Source organism: Janthinobacterium sp. SUN176 (genome assembly GCF_030587335.1).
Classification (GTDB): Bacteria; Pseudomonadota; Gammaproteobacteria; order Burkholderiales; family Burkholderiaceae_D; genus Janthinobacterium; species Janthinobacterium kumbetense.
This window is the reverse complement of the sequence record NZ_JAPWIA010000001.1, coordinates 792,519-808,534: the sequence shown is the minus strand read 5'-3', so window position 1 is coordinate 808,534 and position 16,016 is coordinate 792,519. Positions and strand designations below refer to the sequence as shown.

Here is a 16,016-nt window from a genome sequence, read left to right as displayed (position 1 = left end):
TTCTCATTTACTATTTTGACTGCGGCAGCTGGGCTTCCACCGTCACCCACCAGTCATGCAGGCGATGTATTTTCACGGGCAAGGTCGCTTCCAGCGCCGCCAGGATGCGGTCCGTATCGGCCAGCGGGTAGCTGCCCACCAGGCGCAGGTGGGCCACTTCGGGCGCGCAGCCCAGATGGCCGCGCCGGTAGCGCGACAGTTGCGCGAGGAAATCATCGAGCCGCATCTGTTCCGGCTGCAGGCGGTACTCGATCCATGCGGCCCCGTTCGGATCGGCGGCGTATGGCTCGCCGATGAAACCGTCGCCGAAGCGCACTTGCTGGCCGGCCGGCACGATGCGCTGCACGCCGCCATCGCGGGGCGCCACCTCGACGCTGCCCTCGTAGACGGCCAGCAAGGTGGCATCGCCCTGCGGCTGCACGCTGAAACGCGTGCCCAGCGCGCGCAGGCGGCCGTGCACGGTGTCGACCACGAGCGGGCGCGCCGGCTGGCGGCTGTCGCGCGCGGAGGCGAGATAGATTTCGCCGCCATGCAGGGCGATGCGGCGCAGCGTGTCGCTGTAATCGATGTCGAGGGACGTTGCCGTGTTCAGCCACAGTTGCGAACCGTCGGCCAGCGCCAGCTGGCGGATGGTGCCGACCGGCGTTTTTTCGCCCGCATGCAGGCTGGCAACCCAGCTGCGCGTATCGCGCCGCAGCAGCGCGGCGCCACCCGTGCCGGCCGTCAGGCACAGCGCCAGCAAGCCCTTGACCAGGCTGCGGCGCGCGGCGTCGCTCTGGCGCGGGCCTGCGGCGTCGAGCGCCTGGCGCGCCGGTTCCGCCGGCACCTGGCGAAATTCGGCGCTGACGGCTTCCACCCTGCGCCAGGCGGCGCGGTGGGCGGGCGAACTGGCATGCCAGCGCTCCCAGGCTTGCTGGTCGGCAGGGCCGGCATCGTCCCCGCGCAGCACGGCGAACCATTCGGCCGCTTCCTGCAGGATGGCGTAGTCGGCCGGCGGCATGGCGGCGCCTGGCTTAGGCGGCATCATCCATGCACAGCATGCATTGCAGCATGGCTTGCGCCATGTATTTTTTCACCATGCGTTCGGATACGTCCAGCTGGCCGGCGATCTGCGCATACGTCAGGCCGTCCAGCTGCGCCAGCAGGAAAGCCTGGCGCGCGCGCGGCGACAGGGTATCGAGCATGGCGTCGATGCGGCACAGGGCTTCGACCACGAGGGCCCGCTCTTCCGGCGACGGCGCCGTCATTTCGGGATGGCTAGCCAGGGCCGCCAGGAACGTGCGTTCCAGGGTCAGGCGGCGCCAGTGGTTGACCAGCAAGCCATTGGCCACCGTGCTCAGGTAGGCGCGCGGTTCGCGCAGGCTGTCCGCCGATTGCGTCGCCAGCATGCGCACGAAGGTGTCCTGCGCCAGGTCGGCCGCACCGTCGCGGCAACCGAGCTTGCGCCACAGCCAGTTATACAGCCAGCCATGGTGGCTGGCGTACAGGTCGCTAAAGGTATCGAGGGAGGGAGAAATGGTGGACACGGGCAAACAAACAAAGGGGCTGCCATACTTGCCGGTCAAGTGGGTCAGCACTGCATCACGAATGAGAATGATTTTCATTTTCACACAATTTCACGACGATGTAAATTATCAAAAGCATCATCCCGGCCTGGCGCGGACATTTTGCGCAACAGTGCCAGTGCGCCATCATTTGCGAATGATTCTCGTTTGCGTTAAAATGTCAGCCTTCCTTCTTCCCCGCCATGCCTGACGCCTCTGCATGGCGGCGCCATCGAAAGCCGCCATGACGACCTCCTCCCTTCCACAACCCCAGTTGCGCGCCAGCGCCGACGAGGCGCCGGAGACCCGCCAACAGCAACGCCAGCCTGCCGCCAACCCGCCGCAACGGCGCTGGCACTGGAGCTGGAAACAGGTGTGGTTTCAATTGCACTGGTTTATCGGCATCACGGCCGGCACGGTGCTGGTGATCATCGGCCTGAGCGGCGCCACCCTGGCATTCAAGGATGAATTGCTCGATGTCATGAATCCCGGCGTGCGCCATGTGGCCGTGGAAACGCGCGCGCCGCTGACGCCTGGCCAGCTGAGCAACATTGCCGCTGCCGAACACGGCCAGCGCGTCGCTTCCATCACCATGTATGCCGAAGCGGGCGCGGCGCCACGCGTCTTCTTCGCGCCGAAGAATGGCCAGCGGCGCGGCGAGTCCATTTATGTCCACCCCTACACGGGCGCGACCCAGCCGGCGCTGGCGGGCGCGGGCTTTTTCGAGTGGACGGAATCGCTGCACCGCTGGCTGCTGCTGCCCCGCGATCCGGGCCGGCAAGTGGCGGGCGCGCTGGCCCTGTGCCTGCTGGGACTGGCCCTGTCCGGCCTGTATCTGCGCTGGCCCCGCCGTCCGCTGGACTGGCGCACCTGGCTGACCTTCGACCCTGCCCTGAAGGGCCGCTCCTTCCTGTGGAACCTGCACGCCGTGGCCGGCACCTGGTGCCTGGTGGCCTACGTGGCGCTGACCCTGACGGGCATTTACTGGAGCTATGACGTGGTGCGCGACAATATCGACGCCTGGGCCGGCAAGCCGCCAAGGGTGGCGCAGGCGCCCGGCAAGCAAGGCCAGTCCAGGGAAAAGAAAGAAGCGCCGGCCGTCGACATCAGCCTGGCCTGGAGCAGCTTCCAGCAGCACGCGGCCGGCTGGACACTGGCCAGCGTACGCCTGCCGACACGCGCCGGCGAAGCCGTGCAATTCACGTGGCTGGCCAGCGACGCGCCGCACGAGCGGGCGCGCAGCCGCATGAGCATTGCAGCGGCCGACGGCGCGGTGACGGAAAACGAACCGTACAGCCAGCAAGCGCTGGGCGCCCGCCTCGTCAACATCATTTATCCCTTGCACATGGGCACGTATTTTGGTTTGCCGGGCCGCATCATCGTCACCCTGGCCAGCCTGGGCCTGCCCCTGTTCGCCATCACGGGCTGGATGCTGTACCTGGGCCGCCGCAAGGCGAAACGCGCCGTGCAGGCGCAGCGCGCCATGCTGGGCGCCGGCGCGCCGGGCCAGGCGAACACGGGCTTGCCCACCCTGGTGGCCTACGCCAGCCAGTCGGGACAGGCCGAGCGCCTGGCCCTGGAAAGCGCGCGCGCCCTGCAGCAGGCGGGCGTGGCCGTCGACGTGCAATCGCTGGACCAGTTCGATCCCGCACAATTGCGCCAGTACGAACGGGCCCTGATCGTCGCCAGCACCTTTGGCGAAGGCGAGGCGCCGGACGGCACGCGCCGCTTCGCGCGCCTGCTGCAAGCCACCTCCGGCACGCCGCTTGCGGACCTGGAATTCGGCATGCTGGCCCTGGGCGACCGCCATTACAGCGCCTTCTGCGGCTTCGGCCATGCGCTGGCGCAACAATTGCAGGCGCTGGGCGCCACGCCCCTGTTCCCCCTGATCGAAGTGGACAAGCACGACCCCGCCGCCCTGGCCGACTGGTCCACAGCGCTGGCCCGCCGCAGCGGCAGCGCCATCGACGCCATCGGCGTGCAGGAAGAAGCGTCATATGCCGAGTGGCGCCTGGCGCGCCGCGTGCTGCTCAACCCTGGCAGCCAGGGCGGCGAACTGCATGAAATCACCTTGACGGGCCCGGCCGGCGCCAGCTGGGAAGCGGGCGCGCTGGCGGAAATCATTCCCTGCAATGCGGACGGCAGCGATGGCGATGCCAGCAATGCCCATCACGCGCCGCGCAGCTACTCGATCGCCTCGCTGCCGTCCGATGGCGAACTGCAGTTGCTGGTGCGCCAGGAACGCCATGCGGGCGAGGAGAATCAAGGCCATGGCCTCGGCTCCGGCTGGCTGACGCGCTTCGCCCCGCTGGACGCCGCCGTCCGCCTGCGCCTGCAAGCCAATCCGGCCTTCGCCCCTGCCCTGGTCGACGTGCCCTGCATTTATATCGGCAACGGTTCCGGCCTGGCCGGCCTGCGCTCGCACTTGCGCGCGCGCCAGCGGGCGGGACTGGCCCGCAACTGGCTGCTGTTCGGCGAACGCCAGCAAGCTTTTGACAGCGTCTGCGGCGCAGAGTTGCAAGGCTGGCTGGACGCTGGCCACCTGGCACGCCTGGACCGCGTCTTTTCGCGCGATGGCGCCGATGCCGGCAAGCGTGAATACGTGCAAGACCGCCTGCGCGCCAACGCCGGGACGCTGCGCGACTGGCTGGCGCAGGGGGCCATCGTCTACGTGTGCGGCAGCCTGCAAGGCATGGCGGCAGGAATCGATGCTGTACTGCAAGAAATGCTGGGCCAGGAAGGACTCGACGCCCTGCTGGCGGCCGGACGCTACCGCCGCGACGTGTATTGAACTGGCTCAAGCCATCGCCGGCGCCGCCCGGCTATGTGGGCCGGCGCACGGTCGGCGCCAGCCATCGGACTACAGTGGGGGCATGGCGGCCGGGCGACAAACCCGCGCCGCCCCACCCACTGTCTGCGAGGCTTCCCATGAAAAACCCCTGGATGAGCATGTACCTGAGCGCCGCCAACCGCATCGCCAACACGGCGCGCGGCCATGCGACGGCCGCCGTCAAGCGTGAAGCGGCGAAAAATACGCGGCAATTGACGCAAGTGTGGTTCGATTCCTTCCTGCCCCCGACAGGCAAGCCGCGGCGCAGCCGCAAGGCGAAATAAGCTCCTGGCAATGGGCGAACTGGTGCGGTGCATCACAGCAATAAATTGAAGTTTCAATCAGATGAACTAAACTGCAAGCATGGTAGTACATAAGGAAGTGACCGGCAGGCGCCGCATCCCCGCGCCGCCGCCGGGACACCGGGAGACGACCATGTTGACGCTCAAAGTGCTGGCTTGCCTTGCCCTGTCGGCCTTGCTGCTCGTACCCCTCGTGCTGCGCGACGCGATGCAGACGTCCGCCGGGCAGCAGTTGCAGGTGCCGAATGTCGATGCGCAAGGCATGTGGGCCCACTGGCCCAAGCAATAGCAATACGCGCGGCTGAGAAAACACCGCTGACTGCGTTGCTTTGACTTGCCGTACTCGCGTACTGTCTGCGTCAAAGACGCCTTGCCAGCGGCGTTTTTCAGCGGCGCTCGGTAGTGGATTGCATCGTTGAAACCGCTTTGTTTTGCGGGTGGGGATTTGTTCTCTCCTCCCATTTATTTTTGCCTTGATTTGCTCCCCCTCTTCGCCGTACTTTTGATCCAGATCATGGATTTCCACCTTTGCTGCGCCCAAACTGGAACAGTCCGCTTCGCACCGTGACGGACTTAACCTGGAGCATCAGCATGGGTAAATCGGATTGGAAGGATGAGATGGCGCTGGGCGTTCCCGTCATCGACGAGGCGCATGAGGCGCTGTTTCAGGAACTGGCGCGGCTGCAGCAGTTGAGCGACCAGCATTTCAGCATGGCGTTTCGCGAGCTGATCGCGGCCGTCGAACGCGATTTCCGCGAAGAAGAGGATTTGATGGAGCAAATCGCCTTTCCCTCGCTGGCCAACCACCGCGAACAGCATGCGCGCGTGCTCAGCGGCCTGCACCATGCCTGGGCCGCCGTCGATGAAGGCGACCTGGAACAGGGGCGCCACGCGCTGTCGCTGTTGCCGCAATGGCTGATCTTTCACCAGGCCACGATGGACCTGGCCCTGGCGGCGGCGCTGGAGCTGGTGCAGCGCCAGCCTAGCTAGCTTCTACAGCAGCAGCACCGTGGCTTGCTCGGGCAAGACGACGCGGTAGTGGCCCGGGTATTTGTCTTCGCCATCGAAAATCTTGCAAAACACGGGCTGGTTGATGTCATTGACGGCTGCCTCGTTCATGGGCAGGGTGGCGATCAGCTGCTCGCCTTCGACCAGTTGCAGCGCGCTGCCCCGCTCGGCAGCGCAAAACGCCAGCGATTGCACATCGCTGGCGAACGGCCGCTTGTACCACGGCGTGATGGCCCGCACGGCGCGCCGGGCGTCCTGCAAGACCTGCCCCACGCGCTTGACGTTCCAGGCATCGCGCGCCACGGACGGCTGGAGCACGATATTCGCCGTCAACTCGCCCCTGCTCTTATTCACCAGGAAAGTACCGTCCTGCGCGGCGATGTCTTCGTTGAGCGGCACGACGAACACGCCGCCGTCGGACACCTTGATCGGCATGGGCGCGCCATTGCCTTGCAAGGCCACGCGCACGTCGTCGATGGTGGCGCTCAGCTTGGCCGGAATCAGGCGCAGGGCCATGACCACGCTGCCGCTCGACACTTGCCACACTTTCCGGGCCGTCAGATAACTGTCGCGGTAAGCCGTGAAGCGCACGCGCGGCGCCTTGGCGTCGCTGCTGGCGGTGACCGTCACCGTTTGCGATGGCAAGGTTTCCTCCGCGCCCGCCGGTGCCGCTGGCGCCACGGGCGTGGCTGGCGCAGGGGGGGACGGCACGGGCGGTGGCGGCACGAGCGGCGGTGGCGCGACGGCGGCGGGCGGCACGCTGGCGCTCTGCAGCGGCGCGGGGATAGCCGGCGGCGCGTGCTCCTGGGCCTGGCCCAGCGACACGACACACAACCATCCGGCACAAGCGATCCATGTACGCATGCATTTCTTTCAATGAGGAAAATATTTTATCAGCGCCTGCATTATCGCAGAAGGCCAGCCCATGCGCGGTCCTTGGCCTATCCGCACTCTTTTGGTGCGCACGCTTGATTATTTAACAAATACCACTTATATTGATAATGATTCTTATTCACATAAGTGAAGGGAATCGCGCGCCCTTCTTTTCCACTGCCCGCACGCGCCGGGCCTTGCGGTGGAACTGCTATCCAAGCCAGACCACGGGCCAGCGTCACGCCATCCCCCAGCTACTGCGCACCTCGCCAGACGAGATAGGAAAACACACAACTACAATATGCCAGGAAAATGATGCAATCGACGACAGTCTTCCCTCCTTCGCGCCAGCCCGCCTTGCGCCCCCTCCCCCGCCTGTTACACGTCGCCCTGCTGAGCCTAGCCGCCGGCACCGTCTTGCCGGCCCAGGCCGCCGACGCCGCCGCGGCCGACGTCACCATGCCGGCCGTCACCGTGCTGGGCCAGTCGATGGCCAGTACGGAAGGCACGCAGTCGTACACGACAGGCGAAGCGCGCAGCGCCACGCGCATGGACCTGTCCCTGCGCGAAACGCCGCAATCGGTCAGCGTCATCACGCGCCAGTTGCTCGACGACCTGGGCGCCGTGCGGCTGGACCAGGCGCTGGCGCAGACGACGGGCATCCAGGTTGGCCAGAATGACACGGAGCGCACGACCTTTTATGCGCGCGGCTTCGGCATCAACAATATCCAGATCGACGGCATGGCGCGCGGCGGCCAAGCGCCGCTGCAAGACACGATTTTGTACGACCGCATCGAGGTCGTGCGCGGCGCCACCGGCTTGATGGGCGGCAAGGGCGACCCGTCGGCCACCATCAACATGATACGCAAGCGCCCGACGAAGGAATTCCAGGCCAGCGCCGGCCTCATCATTGGCCGCTGGGATGACCAGCGCGTCGAGGCCGACCTGTCCACGCCGCTGAACGCGCAGGGCAGCGTGCGTGCGCGCACGGCCCTGGCCTGGCAAAAACGCGATTCCTACCTGGACATGTATCACGAACGCAAGACGGTCGGCATGCTCATCGTCGAGGCGGACCTGCGTCCCGGCACCCTGCTGACGGCCGGCGTCGACTTCCAGGATAACGAGCCCACGGGTGCCACCTGGGGCGCCGTGCCCTACTGGAACGCGGACGGCAGCCTGGCCAATTTGCCGCGCAACACCAGCTGGACGGCGCCATGGAGCACCTGGGCCAAAAAACAGCACACGGTGTTTACCTCGGTGGACCAGCGCCTGCCGGGCAACTGGAATCTGCACCTCGGCTATGCGCGCACGGAAAGCACGAACCGCACCACCGTTCTGTATGCGGGCAAAGGTTATCCCGATCCCGCCACGGGCAAAGGCATGGAACTGTGGACGGGCGCCTGGGGCGCGGGCAAAAATTACAGCGACAATTTCGACGTCTACGCCAGCGGGCCGTTTACCTTGCTGGGACGCAAGCACACGGCCATCATCGGCTGGAATGGCGACAACAGCCAGGATCGCTCCATCGGCGGCAAGGAAAAAATCGATTACTCGAAATTCATCCCCGATTACCGCAGCTGGACGGGCAACGTCCCCCGCCCCGTGTTCACCCCGGATGGCTCGCACACGGAAACCGTGACGCGCCTGGCGGGCGGCTATGTGGCCACGCGTTTGAGCCTGGCCGACCCGCTGCACGTGATCATCGGCGCGCGCAGCAGCACCTATCGCACGGACACGCGCAGCTACAACACGCAAGGCGTGTACACGGGCAGCAGCGACTTTGTGGAAACGCGCAATGAAATCACGCCGTACGTGGGCGCCGTGTTCGATATCAACAAGCAATATTCCGCCTACGCCAGCTTCACGCAGCTGTTCAACCCGCAAACGAGCAAGGACCGCAACAACCAGTTCCTGGCGCCGGAAACGGGCGACAATGCCGAGCTGGGCGTCAAGGGGGAATTCTATGAAGGCAAGCTGAATGCGTCGGCCGCCCTGTTCCACACGAAGAAAAAGAATCTGGCGGAACTCGACCGTTCCGTGCCGCCCGGCTTTTTGCTGCCCGACGGCGGCCAGGCCATGGTGGCCAACGGCGCCGGCGTGACGGCCAAGGGCGTCGAATTCGACGTTTCCGGCCAGTTAACCCCCGCCTGGGAAGCGAGCGGCGGCTATACCTATCTGCACGCGGCCGAGGCCGATGGCCGCCGCGCCGCCACCACCCAGCCGCGCCATTTGCTGCGCCTGGCCACCAGCTACCGCTTCGACGGCCGCCTGGCAGGGCTGAAAGCGGGCGCCAGCCTGACGGCGCAAAGCGCCACCTACAGCGAATCGTGGTACGGCCGTCCGCCGTCAAGCGAGATGACGAACATCCCGCAAGCCGGTTATGCGCTGGTCAACGCCATGGCCAGCTATGCCATCAACCGCCATGCCAGCGTGCAGCTGAACGTGAATAACTTGCTCGATAAAAAGTACTACCGCAACGTGGGCTTCTTCGATGGCGTGTTCTGGGGCGAACCGCGCAACGTCAGCCTGGCCGTGCGCACGGCGTTTTAAGCGGGGTGCAGTGCCTCAGGCTGCCGGCGCGCTGCGCCAGTGCGCGGGCGCGGGCAAAGTGAAGCCTTCGAGCAAGGGGCCGCCCACGGGCGCCAGCACGGCGGCGGCCACCTGCCCGAACGCATGCTGGCCGGCCGGCAAGTCGCTGGCGACCAGGCGCAGCGCGCCGTCCAGCTGCCCGGCGACGGCGGCGTCGAACGCCTGCAGGCGGCGGAACAGATGCTTGCCGCCGCCGCTCCATACGCCCGCCGCGCGCAAGTGCAGGTCGGCCAGCGCTTCGTACAGCTGGCAGGCCACGGCCAGCGCCTCGCCCGGGTGCGCGCTGTCGACCAGGTCTTCCAGCGCGGTGGTGATGGCGTAGCGGCGCCGCTGCAGGTTTTCCACGTCGAGCAAGGGCGGCCCGGCTGCGGCGATGGCTTGCGCCAGCGCCAGCAGCTGCGCGTGCTGCGCTCCGGGCGCAAGGATGTTTTCTCCTTCCACCACCATCATCACCAGCGGCACCTTGCCGCCCGGCGCATCGATTTCCTTGCAAAAATACGTGAACGTGGCCATGTCGTGCGCGAACAGTTCCACCGTGCGCCCTTCGGCCACGAGGGTGTCGCGCCAGGCGCAATCGACGTGGTCGAACAGCAGCAGCAAGTCGATGTCGGAAGTGGGCGTCTGCCGGCCCGTGGCGAACGAGCCGCCGATGATGGCCGCCACGGCCGTGGGATAGCGTTCACGCACCAGCCGCACGGCGATCGCGCGGATAGCGTCATAGGTGGAAATGTCTGTCACAGCCAGTGCTCCTTGCCGAAAAGCACTATCCTACACGCGATACGCGGCCTGCCGCCATCCTGCTACACTGGCGCTCTCTGATCAAGGAACCAACATGGAATACGATTGCATCGTGGTGCCCTCGCCCGTGGGCGAGCTGACGCTGGTGGCGCGCGGGACGGCCCTGGCCGCCATCCTGTGGGAAAACGACAAGCCCAACCGCGTGCGCCTGGGCGCGATGCGCGTCGATGACGGTTGCGCCGTGCTGCAGGAAACGGCGCGCCAGCTGGCGGAATATTTCGCCGGCACGCGCCAGTGTTTTGACGTGCCGCTCGATTTCGCCGGCACGCCTTTCCAGCAAGAAGTGTGGCGCGCACTGCTGACGATACCGTATGGCCAGACGCGCAGCTATGGCGAGATCGCACGCCAGATCGGCCGTCCCGCCGCCGTGCGCGCCGTGGGCGCCGCCAACGGCAAGAATCCCATTTCCATCATCGCCCCCTGCCACAGGGTCATCGGCGCCACGGGCGAGTTGACGGGCTTTGCGGGCGGCCTGCATGCCAAGGAAACCCTGCTGGCGCTGGAAGGCATCTCCCTGTCCAGCGACCGCGAAGCGCTGAAAACGGGTCACGCCCGCCGCCGCGCCGTGTCCATCGATACGGCGCAAGGCTGCTTGTTTTAGGCGCGGCATCGCTCCCCTTGTGGGATACTCACGCCCTCCGTTCAAGCAAACACACCCTATGCCCTACCTTGTCATCCTGTTCTTTGTCGTCCTGTATTTGCTGGCCACGTTCTTTTTCCACATCCCCGCCCTGGTCGCCCTCGTGTATGGCGTGCTGAGCCTGAGCTGTTTCGTTGCCTATGCGATCGACAAGTCGGCCGCCAAAGGGGGCCGCTGGCGCACCTCGGAACGCACCCTGCTGCTGCTGGGGCTGCTGTGCGGCTGGCCGGGCGCCGTGCTGGCCCAGCAATGGCTGCGCCACAAGTCCAGCAAGCGCTCGTTCCGCATCCTGTTCTGGATCACGGTCGCCCTCAATATCGGCGCCTTCGCGTATTTCAGCATGCATTACGCGGCGCCCGATATCGGCACCGAGGTGGCGCCCATCGAACTGTAAAACCACTGCAAGCCAAGATGTAACAATTATTGCAGCCCGTTGTTCTTGAAATGATCGCCTGTCAGAATATCAATATTCACGATATTCAAGCCAATTCATTTACACGGGAAAGCCCTTTTCGACCATGCGTACCTTGCAATTCCACAATTCCTTCCTGTTCCGCCTTGCCGCCGCGATTTGTTTCGCCATCACCTTGGCGGGCTGCACGAGCTATCGCTTTATTCCCCCGGACTCCGATGCGGGGCGTCAATGCGTAACGAGCTGCGGGACCAATCGGCAAATATGCATTGCCGGCAAGGAACAAGTTGCCGCGGCCCAGGCACAAGCTTGCGAGATGCGCAACGTCAGTACCGTTTCCCTCTGCCTGGCCGTGGCGAAAACAGATGCGGACCGGGAACTGTGCTCGAAGAAACGCCAATATTGTTCCTCAAACAACTCTGCAACGTGGCAATGCGAGACAGATTACCGAAGCTGCTATACGCAATGCGGCGGCAGGATCGAGGAAAGCGAATAAACGCTGACAGCCTGATGCCGTCGAACAGGATGCCGCGTGGCGAGCGCAAGGCGCGATGAACGACGCGCGGCAGACAGCTGCTTACTCGCCCAGCAGGCGCAGCGATTCCAGCCAGTCCGCCTTCCATTCGCGCAGCAACGGTTGCGTGGCGAACGCCTTCTTCAGGTGCGCCATCGGCACGCGGTGCACGTCGTGCAAGCCGAACGCCAACGTCACCGGATGCCACAGATGGCTGTTCTTGCCGCCGCGCGAATTCTTGCGCACGCGCGCGCCATCATCGCCGAAGATGCCCACGCCGCTGGCCAGCCCCTTGTCCAGGTCGACCTTGCCCACGCCGGCAAAGGCGATCAAAATCTGCTCGCGGGCCAGGCCCTTCAAGGCGCTGGGCAAGACCACGGGGCCCTTGTCCGCCTCTGCGACATCCGGCTGCGGATGCTGCAACTCCTTGAGCAAACGCAACAGATCACGCTCCTGGAAGTGCAAGCCGTCCAGCGGCGCGCGCAATCCCGGCGCCTTCAGTTCGATGGCGATATTGCCCGAGTCGCGCGTAAAGCGCAGCCACACGTCGTCCGCGCCCGAGGCCAGGTGCTGCTTGTCCCCGATAAACACGACGGGCGCCGCATAGCGCGTCACGCCGTCATGGAACAGCTCGGCCCATGCCTCGCTGTAATCGAGCCAGACGTAGGGCAAGCCGCCCTGCTCCAGCAAGCGCGCCAGGGGCCACGGCGTGCCCGTCTGTTCAGCCAGCCAGGCACAGGCGTCAAGGGCGGTGGCGCGGTATGGCAGGTGTATTGCAGTCATGGCGGTTCCATCGATAAAAGTGGAGCGCAGTGTAGCAGACCTCGTCCTCATCCCCTTCGGCAGGCGCAGCGGGGCGCTGCGCGATGTGCTAGGCTGGAAGCATCAGCACGCGCCATGCCCATTCCGGCCGCCTGGCGCACTACCGCGAGGGGATTACCATGCATTCGAGCACCAACGCCGCCACCGCACCTGCCCCGCCACCGGAACGCGATTCGCCCACGCCGGCCAGCGAAAGCCATGCCGAGGAAGCACTCGATGAAGCGCTGAAGGAAAGCTTCCCGGCCAGCGACCCGATCGCCATTGCCACGCCAAAACCAGCCGGCAAGACGCCGCCCTGATGGCGCGCGCCCCAGCCACCGTTGCGGTGGCTTTTTTTTGCCTGAACTGAATCCGGACGCCCCGCCCCCGCGTAGATGGCTATGCCACGACCGAACGAAGTTACTACGCGGAAAGGAAACGCCATGCAGCATTACAGCAAAAAGACGGATCCCCTGGACCAGCGCCTGTACCTGGCCCAGCGCATCGACCGGGCCGATGCGCGCCTGCAACGCTTGCACGATGCGGCCGAGCGCGAACGCTGCGCGCAATGGATCACGGCCTGGGCCGTGGCGGCGGGCGCCGACGCGCCGCGCGGCATGAAGCTGCGCATCCGCGGCGAATTCATCCTGCTTTGATCCAAAACAAAAGCCCCGCCCGGTGCATGCGCGCGGGGCGGGGCCAGTCAAACCGGCACGGACTTAATCGGACGTGTCGCGGTACTGCTCGGGCGTCGTGTCGCCATCGGCGACTTCATACCACATCGCATTGAGCACGGCGAAGGTCGCCGCCAGCGGAAGACCCAGTATCCAGGCGAAATACCACATAGTTATATCCTTTCGTTGATTCTTAGTAGGCGTGACCGCTGTCGTCCTTGATTGCTTTTGCATCAACCTTGCCCCACAGCACTTTATATACCCACGTCGTGTACGCCACGATGAGGGGAATGAAGACGGCCGTGACGACCAGCATGATGAACAGGGTCATGTGGCTGGACGAGGAATCCCACACCGTCAGGCTGGCGCGCGGGTCGATCGACGATGGCAGGATGAACGGGAACATGGCCGCGCCCACGCCGAGGATGATGCCGGCGATACTGGCCGCGCTGGCCAGCAAGGCGGGCACTTCGCGGCGCGCGCGCTGGAAGGCGAAAGCCAGCAGCGGGCAAAGCAGGCCCAGCGCAGGGGCGATCCAGGTCCACGGATGGGCGGCAAAGTTGAGGAACCAGGCGCCCACGTGCACTTCCGCCGTTTTCAGCAGCGGGTTCGACGGACCGTCGACCACCACCGTGCTGCTGATGCGGTAGCCATCGACCCACAGCCACAGGGCCACGCCGGCCAGCGCGTACAGCACGACGGTGGCAAGCGCCGCCACGCTGCCGTAGCGGCGCGCCCGCTCGGCAACCGGGCCGTCCGTTTTCAGCTGCAGCCAGGTGGCGCCGTGCATCACCAGCATGGCCACCGAGACAAGGCCGCACAGCAGGGCGAACGGGTTGAGCAGCGCAAAGAAGCTGCCGTCATAGAAGATGTGCATGTCTGGCGAGAAACGGAACGGCACGCCTTGCAGCACGTTGCCGATGGCCACGCCGCAAATCAGGGCCGGCACGAAGCCGCCCACGAACAGGGCCGCATCCCAGCGGGCGCGCCAACGCGGGTCTTCGCGCTTGCTGCGGAACTTGAAGGCCACGGGGCGCACGATCAGCGCCACGAGGATGACGAACATGGCCAGGTAAAAACCCGAAAACGAGACGGCGTACAGCTGCGGCCAGGCGGCAAAGATGGCGCCGCCGCCGAGGATCAGCCACACCTGGTTGCCTTCCCACACGGGACCGATACTGTTGATGACGACCCTGCGCTCGAGGTCCGTCTTGCCGACGAAGGGCAGCAGGATGCCCGTGCCCAGGTCGAAGCCGTCCGTGATGGCAAAGCCCACCAGCAAGATGCCGATCAGCAGCCACCAGATCAGGCGCAGTGTTTCGTAAGAAATCATTTCATGCAAAATCATGGTCTGGCCCTCCTTAGGCGCGTTGAGTATGAATGGCTGCGGGGGCTGGCACGGGGGCCGGCGCCTTCTCTTCCGGCCCCTTGCGGATGGCCTTGAGCATGAGCTTCATTTCAATAATCAACAGCACGGTGTAGATGGCGGCAAAGCCGGCAATCGTGATCAGCAGGGTCGAAGCGCCCAGGTTCGAGACGGCCACGGCCGTCGGCAGCACGCCTTCGATGACCCACGGCTGGCGGCCCACTTCGGCCACGATCCAGCCCGCTTCAATGGCCACCCACGGCAGCGGGATGGCGAACACGGCCAGCTTCAGCAGCCAGCGGTGCTTGTCCAGGGTGCGGCGCGTCGACAGCAGGAAGAACGTGCCAGTAAGCAAGATAAAGAACATGCCCAGGCCCACCATCACGCGGAAGGACCAGAACAGGGGCGCCACGGGCGGCACGGTATCGAGCGCGGCCTTGCGAATTTGCTCGGGCGTGGCCTGGCGCGGGTCGTCGACATAGCGTTTCAGCAGCAAGGCATAGCCCATCGACTGGCCTTTCGACTCGAACATGTCCTTCGCATCCTGCGGCACGGGGCTGCCCGGCGCCACGCTGCGGATGGTTTGCAGCGCGTCATACGCCTTGATGCCATCCTTGATCAGCAGTTCGCCGCGGTCGACCAATTGCTCGATGCCGGGGATTTCCGTCGTCAGCGAACGCGTGCCGATCAAGCCCATCACCATCGGGATGTGCACGGCGTAATGCGTCTCGCGCGCTTTCGCGTCGGGGAAGCCGAAGGCCGTGAAGGCGGCCGGGGCCGGCTCCGTGGTCCACATGGCCTCGATCGCGGCCAGCTTCATCTTTTGGTGTTCCGACGACAGGTAGCCGCTTTCATCGCCCAGCACCACCACCGACAGCGAGGCGGCCAGGCCGAACGAGGCGGCGACCGTCATCGAGCGCTTGGCCAGCTGCACGTGGCGCCCTTTCAGCAGATACCAGGCGGAAATACCCAGCACGAACACGGCTGCGGCCGTATAGCCGGCCGACACCGTGTGCACGAATTTCGCCTGAGCAACGGGATTCGTCAGCACGGCGCCGAAATCCGTCACTTCCATGCGCATGGTTTGCGGATTGAAGGCCGCGCCGACGGGATTTTGCATCCAGCCGTTGGCGATCAGGATCCACAGGGCCGAGAAGTTCGAACCGATGGCCACCAGCCAGGTCGTGACCAGGTGGCCCCGCTTTGACAGCTTGTCCCAGCCGAAGAAGAACAGGCCGACGAAGGTCGCTTCCAGGAAGAAGGCCATCAAGCCCTCGATGGCCAGCGGCGCGCCGAAAATGTCGCCCACGTAATGGCTGTAGTAGCTCCAGTTCATGCCGAACTGGAATTCCATGACGATGCCCGTCGCCACGCCCATGGCGAAGTTGATGCCGAACAAGACACCCCAGAACTTGGTCATGTCGCGCCAGATGGGGCGGTTCGTCATCACGTAAACCGTCTCCATGATGGCGAGGATCACTGACAAGCCTATCGTCAGCGGAACGAATATAAAGTGGTACAGGGCTGTCAGCGCAAACTGCAGTCTGGATAAAGCGACAATATCGAAGTCCATATGATTTCCTTGGTGTTTCCCTACTGTAATTGTAAACTTGGTATCTATCTGATGCTGTTCGGTTGGTTCCGCCGCCCTCGGGCTGGCGTGCG

18 protein-coding genes are annotated in these 16,016 nt (G+C 64.9%); 10 read left to right on the top strand and 8 right to left on the bottom strand.

Going from position 1 to position 16,016, the window contains the following annotated elements:
* Window positions 1-10: 10 nt before the first annotated feature.
* A complete protein-coding gene (locus tag O3299_RS03770) occupies window positions 11-1,024 on the bottom strand; it encodes a FecR domain-containing protein (RefSeq protein ID WP_305061543.1) in 1,014 nt (337 codons plus the stop codon).
* Window positions 1,014-1,526 carry a sigma-70 family RNA polymerase sigma factor gene (locus tag O3299_RS03765; protein ID WP_369812298.1) on the bottom strand — a complete coding sequence of 171 codons (513 nt, stop codon included), beginning with the start codon at window positions 1,524-1,526 and terminating at the stop codon, window positions 1,014-1,016. Before O3299_RS03765 ends, O3299_RS03770 begins: the two co-directional genes overlap by 11 nt.
* 262 nt (window positions 1,527-1,788) lie before the next feature.
* Between O3299_RS03765 and O3299_RS03760 the strand changes: the two genes are divergently transcribed.
* The 4 genes from O3299_RS03760 (at window position 1,789) to O3299_RS03745 (ending at window position 5,666) form a co-directional block, all read left to right on the top strand.
* Entirely contained in the window at window positions 1,789-4,335 is a 2,547-nt protein-coding gene (locus O3299_RS03760; protein ID WP_305061542.1) for a sulfite reductase flavoprotein subunit alpha, read from the top strand.
* Between the two features lie 137 nt (window positions 4,336-4,472).
* Window positions 4,473-4,658 (top strand): hypothetical protein, encoded by a 186-nt coding sequence (locus O3299_RS03755; RefSeq protein ID WP_099402374.1) that lies wholly within the window; start codon window positions 4,473-4,475, stop codon window positions 4,656-4,658.
* Between the two features lie 151 nt (window positions 4,659-4,809).
* The gene (locus O3299_RS03750; RefSeq protein WP_180278567.1) at window positions 4,810-4,965 is read left to right on the top strand and encodes a hypothetical protein; all 156 of its coding nucleotides are present in this window, start codon (window positions 4,810-4,812) and stop codon (window positions 4,963-4,965) included.
* A 302-nt stretch (window positions 4,966-5,267) separates the two neighbouring features.
* Window positions 5,268-5,666: a bacteriohemerythrin gene (locus O3299_RS03745; RefSeq protein ID WP_305061541.1), complete on the top strand. Its 399-nt coding sequence runs from the start codon at window positions 5,268-5,270 to the stop codon at window positions 5,664-5,666.
* A 3-nt stretch (window positions 5,667-5,669) separates the two neighbouring features.
* Here O3299_RS03745 and O3299_RS03740 read toward each other — a convergent pair whose 3' ends face one another.
* Window positions 5,670-6,548: a hypothetical protein gene (locus tag O3299_RS03740; RefSeq protein WP_143451328.1), complete on the bottom strand. Its 879-nt coding sequence runs from the start codon at window positions 6,546-6,548 to the stop codon at window positions 5,670-5,672.
* A gap of 324 nt (window positions 6,549-6,872) precedes the next feature.
* On the opposite strand from O3299_RS03740, the gene O3299_RS03735 reads away from it, so the two are divergent.
* Window positions 6,873-9,107, top strand: coding sequence for a TonB-dependent siderophore receptor (locus O3299_RS03735; RefSeq protein WP_305061540.1), 2,235 nt, complete (start codon window positions 6,873-6,875; stop codon window positions 9,105-9,107).
* Between the two features lie 15 nt (window positions 9,108-9,122).
* Here the strand turns inward: O3299_RS03735 and O3299_RS03730 are convergent, their stop codons facing one another.
* The gene (locus O3299_RS03730) at window positions 9,123-9,884 is read right to left on the bottom strand and encodes a nucleotidyltransferase domain-containing protein (protein WP_305061539.1); all 762 of its coding nucleotides are present in this window, start codon (window positions 9,882-9,884) and stop codon (window positions 9,123-9,125) included.
* A gap of 94 nt (window positions 9,885-9,978) precedes the next feature.
* On the opposite strand from O3299_RS03730, the gene O3299_RS03725 reads away from it, so the two are divergent.
* The 3 genes from O3299_RS03725 (at window position 9,979) to O3299_RS03715 (ending at window position 11,492) form a co-directional block, all read left to right on the top strand.
* Entirely contained in the window at window positions 9,979-10,545 is a 567-nt protein-coding gene (locus O3299_RS03725) for a methylated-DNA--[protein]-cysteine S-methyltransferase (RefSeq protein WP_305061538.1), read from the top strand.
* A 58-nt stretch (window positions 10,546-10,603) separates the two neighbouring features.
* Window positions 10,604-10,978 (top strand): DUF1294 domain-containing protein, encoded by a 375-nt coding sequence (locus tag O3299_RS03720; RefSeq protein WP_305061537.1) that lies wholly within the window; start codon window positions 10,604-10,606, stop codon window positions 10,976-10,978.
* A gap of 124 nt (window positions 10,979-11,102) precedes the next feature.
* A complete protein-coding gene (locus O3299_RS03715) occupies window positions 11,103-11,492 on the top strand; it encodes a hypothetical protein (protein ID WP_305061536.1) in 390 nt (129 codons plus the stop codon).
* 81 nt (window positions 11,493-11,573) lie between these two features.
* Here O3299_RS03715 and O3299_RS03710 read toward each other — a convergent pair whose 3' ends face one another.
* The gene (locus tag O3299_RS03710; RefSeq protein WP_305061535.1) at window positions 11,574-12,293 is read right to left on the bottom strand and encodes a hypothetical protein; all 720 of its coding nucleotides are present in this window, start codon (window positions 12,291-12,293) and stop codon (window positions 11,574-11,576) included.
* Between the two features lie 158 nt (window positions 12,294-12,451).
* Between O3299_RS03710 and O3299_RS03705 the strand changes: the two genes are divergently transcribed.
* Both O3299_RS03705 and O3299_RS03700 read left to right on the top strand, forming a co-directional pair.
* A complete protein-coding gene (locus O3299_RS03705; RefSeq protein WP_099664483.1) occupies window positions 12,452-12,631 on the top strand; it encodes a hypothetical protein in 180 nt (59 codons plus the stop codon).
* Between the two features lie 123 nt (window positions 12,632-12,754).
* Entirely contained in the window at window positions 12,755-12,967 is a 213-nt protein-coding gene (locus O3299_RS03700; protein WP_099664484.1) for a hypothetical protein, read from the top strand.
* Window positions 12,968-13,030: 63 nt separating this feature from the next.
* Here O3299_RS03700 and cydX read toward each other — a convergent pair whose 3' ends face one another.
* From cydX to O3299_RS03685, 3 genes are read right to left on the bottom strand one after another with little or no spacing between them, the layout of a single operon-like run.
* Window positions 13,031-13,156 (bottom strand): cytochrome bd-I oxidase subunit CydX, encoded by a 126-nt coding sequence (cydX, locus tag O3299_RS03695; protein WP_077402854.1) that lies wholly within the window; start codon window positions 13,154-13,156, stop codon window positions 13,031-13,033.
* Window positions 13,157-13,178: 22 nt separating this feature from the next.
* A complete protein-coding gene (cydB, locus tag O3299_RS03690) occupies window positions 13,179-14,333 on the bottom strand; it encodes a cytochrome d ubiquinol oxidase subunit II (RefSeq protein WP_305061534.1) in 1,155 nt (384 codons plus the stop codon).
* 13 nt (window positions 14,334-14,346) lie between these two features.
* Window positions 14,347-15,924, bottom strand: coding sequence for a cytochrome ubiquinol oxidase subunit I (locus O3299_RS03685; protein WP_289905483.1), 1,578 nt, complete (start codon window positions 15,922-15,924; stop codon window positions 14,347-14,349).
* Window positions 15,925-16,016 lie beyond the last annotated feature (92 nt).

Bases quoted from the DNA above. Each gene is read 5' to 3' on its own strand.
- O3299_RS03770 (WP_305061543.1), bottom strand. From the start codon at position 1,024: ATGCCGCCTAAGCCAGGCGCCGCCATGCCGCCGGCCGACTACGCCATC.
- O3299_RS03760 (WP_305061542.1), top strand. From the start codon at position 1,789: ATGACGACCTCCTCCCTTCCACAACCCCAGTTGCGCGCCAGCGCCGAC.
- O3299_RS03755 (WP_099402374.1), top strand. From the start codon at position 4,473: ATGAAAAACCCCTGGATGAGCATGTACCTGAGCGCCGCCAACCGCATC.
- O3299_RS03750 (WP_180278567.1), top strand. From the start codon at position 4,810: ATGTTGACGCTCAAAGTGCTGGCTTGCCTTGCCCTGTCGGCCTTGCTG.
- O3299_RS03745 (WP_305061541.1), top strand. From the start codon at position 5,268: ATGGGTAAATCGGATTGGAAGGATGAGATGGCGCTGGGCGTTCCCGTC.
- O3299_RS03740 (WP_143451328.1), bottom strand. From the start codon at position 6,548: ATGCGTACATGGATCGCTTGTGCCGGATGGTTGTGTGTCGTGTCGCTG.
- O3299_RS03735 (WP_305061540.1), top strand. From the start codon at position 6,873: ATGCAATCGACGACAGTCTTCCCTCCTTCGCGCCAGCCCGCCTTGCGC.
- O3299_RS03725 (WP_305061538.1), top strand. From the start codon at position 9,979: ATGGAATACGATTGCATCGTGGTGCCCTCGCCCGTGGGCGAGCTGACG.
- O3299_RS03720 (WP_305061537.1), top strand. From the start codon at position 10,604: ATGCCCTACCTTGTCATCCTGTTCTTTGTCGTCCTGTATTTGCTGGCC.
- O3299_RS03715 (WP_305061536.1), top strand. From the start codon at position 11,103: ATGCGTACCTTGCAATTCCACAATTCCTTCCTGTTCCGCCTTGCCGCC.
- O3299_RS03710 (WP_305061535.1), bottom strand. From the start codon at position 12,293: ATGACTGCAATACACCTGCCATACCGCGCCACCGCCCTTGACGCCTGT.
- O3299_RS03705 (WP_099664483.1), top strand. From the start codon at position 12,452: ATGCATTCGAGCACCAACGCCGCCACCGCACCTGCCCCGCCACCGGAA.
- O3299_RS03700 (WP_099664484.1), top strand. From the start codon at position 12,755: ATGCAGCATTACAGCAAAAAGACGGATCCCCTGGACCAGCGCCTGTAC.
- cydX (WP_077402854.1), bottom strand. From the start codon at position 13,156: ATGTGGTATTTCGCCTGGATACTGGGTCTTCCGCTGGCGGCGACCTTC.
- cydB (WP_305061534.1), bottom strand. From the start codon at position 14,333: ATGATTTTGCATGAAATGATTTCTTACGAAACACTGCGCCTGATCTGG.
- O3299_RS03685 (WP_289905483.1), bottom strand. From the start codon at position 15,924: ATGGACTTCGATATTGTCGCTTTATCCAGACTGCAGTTTGCGCTGACA.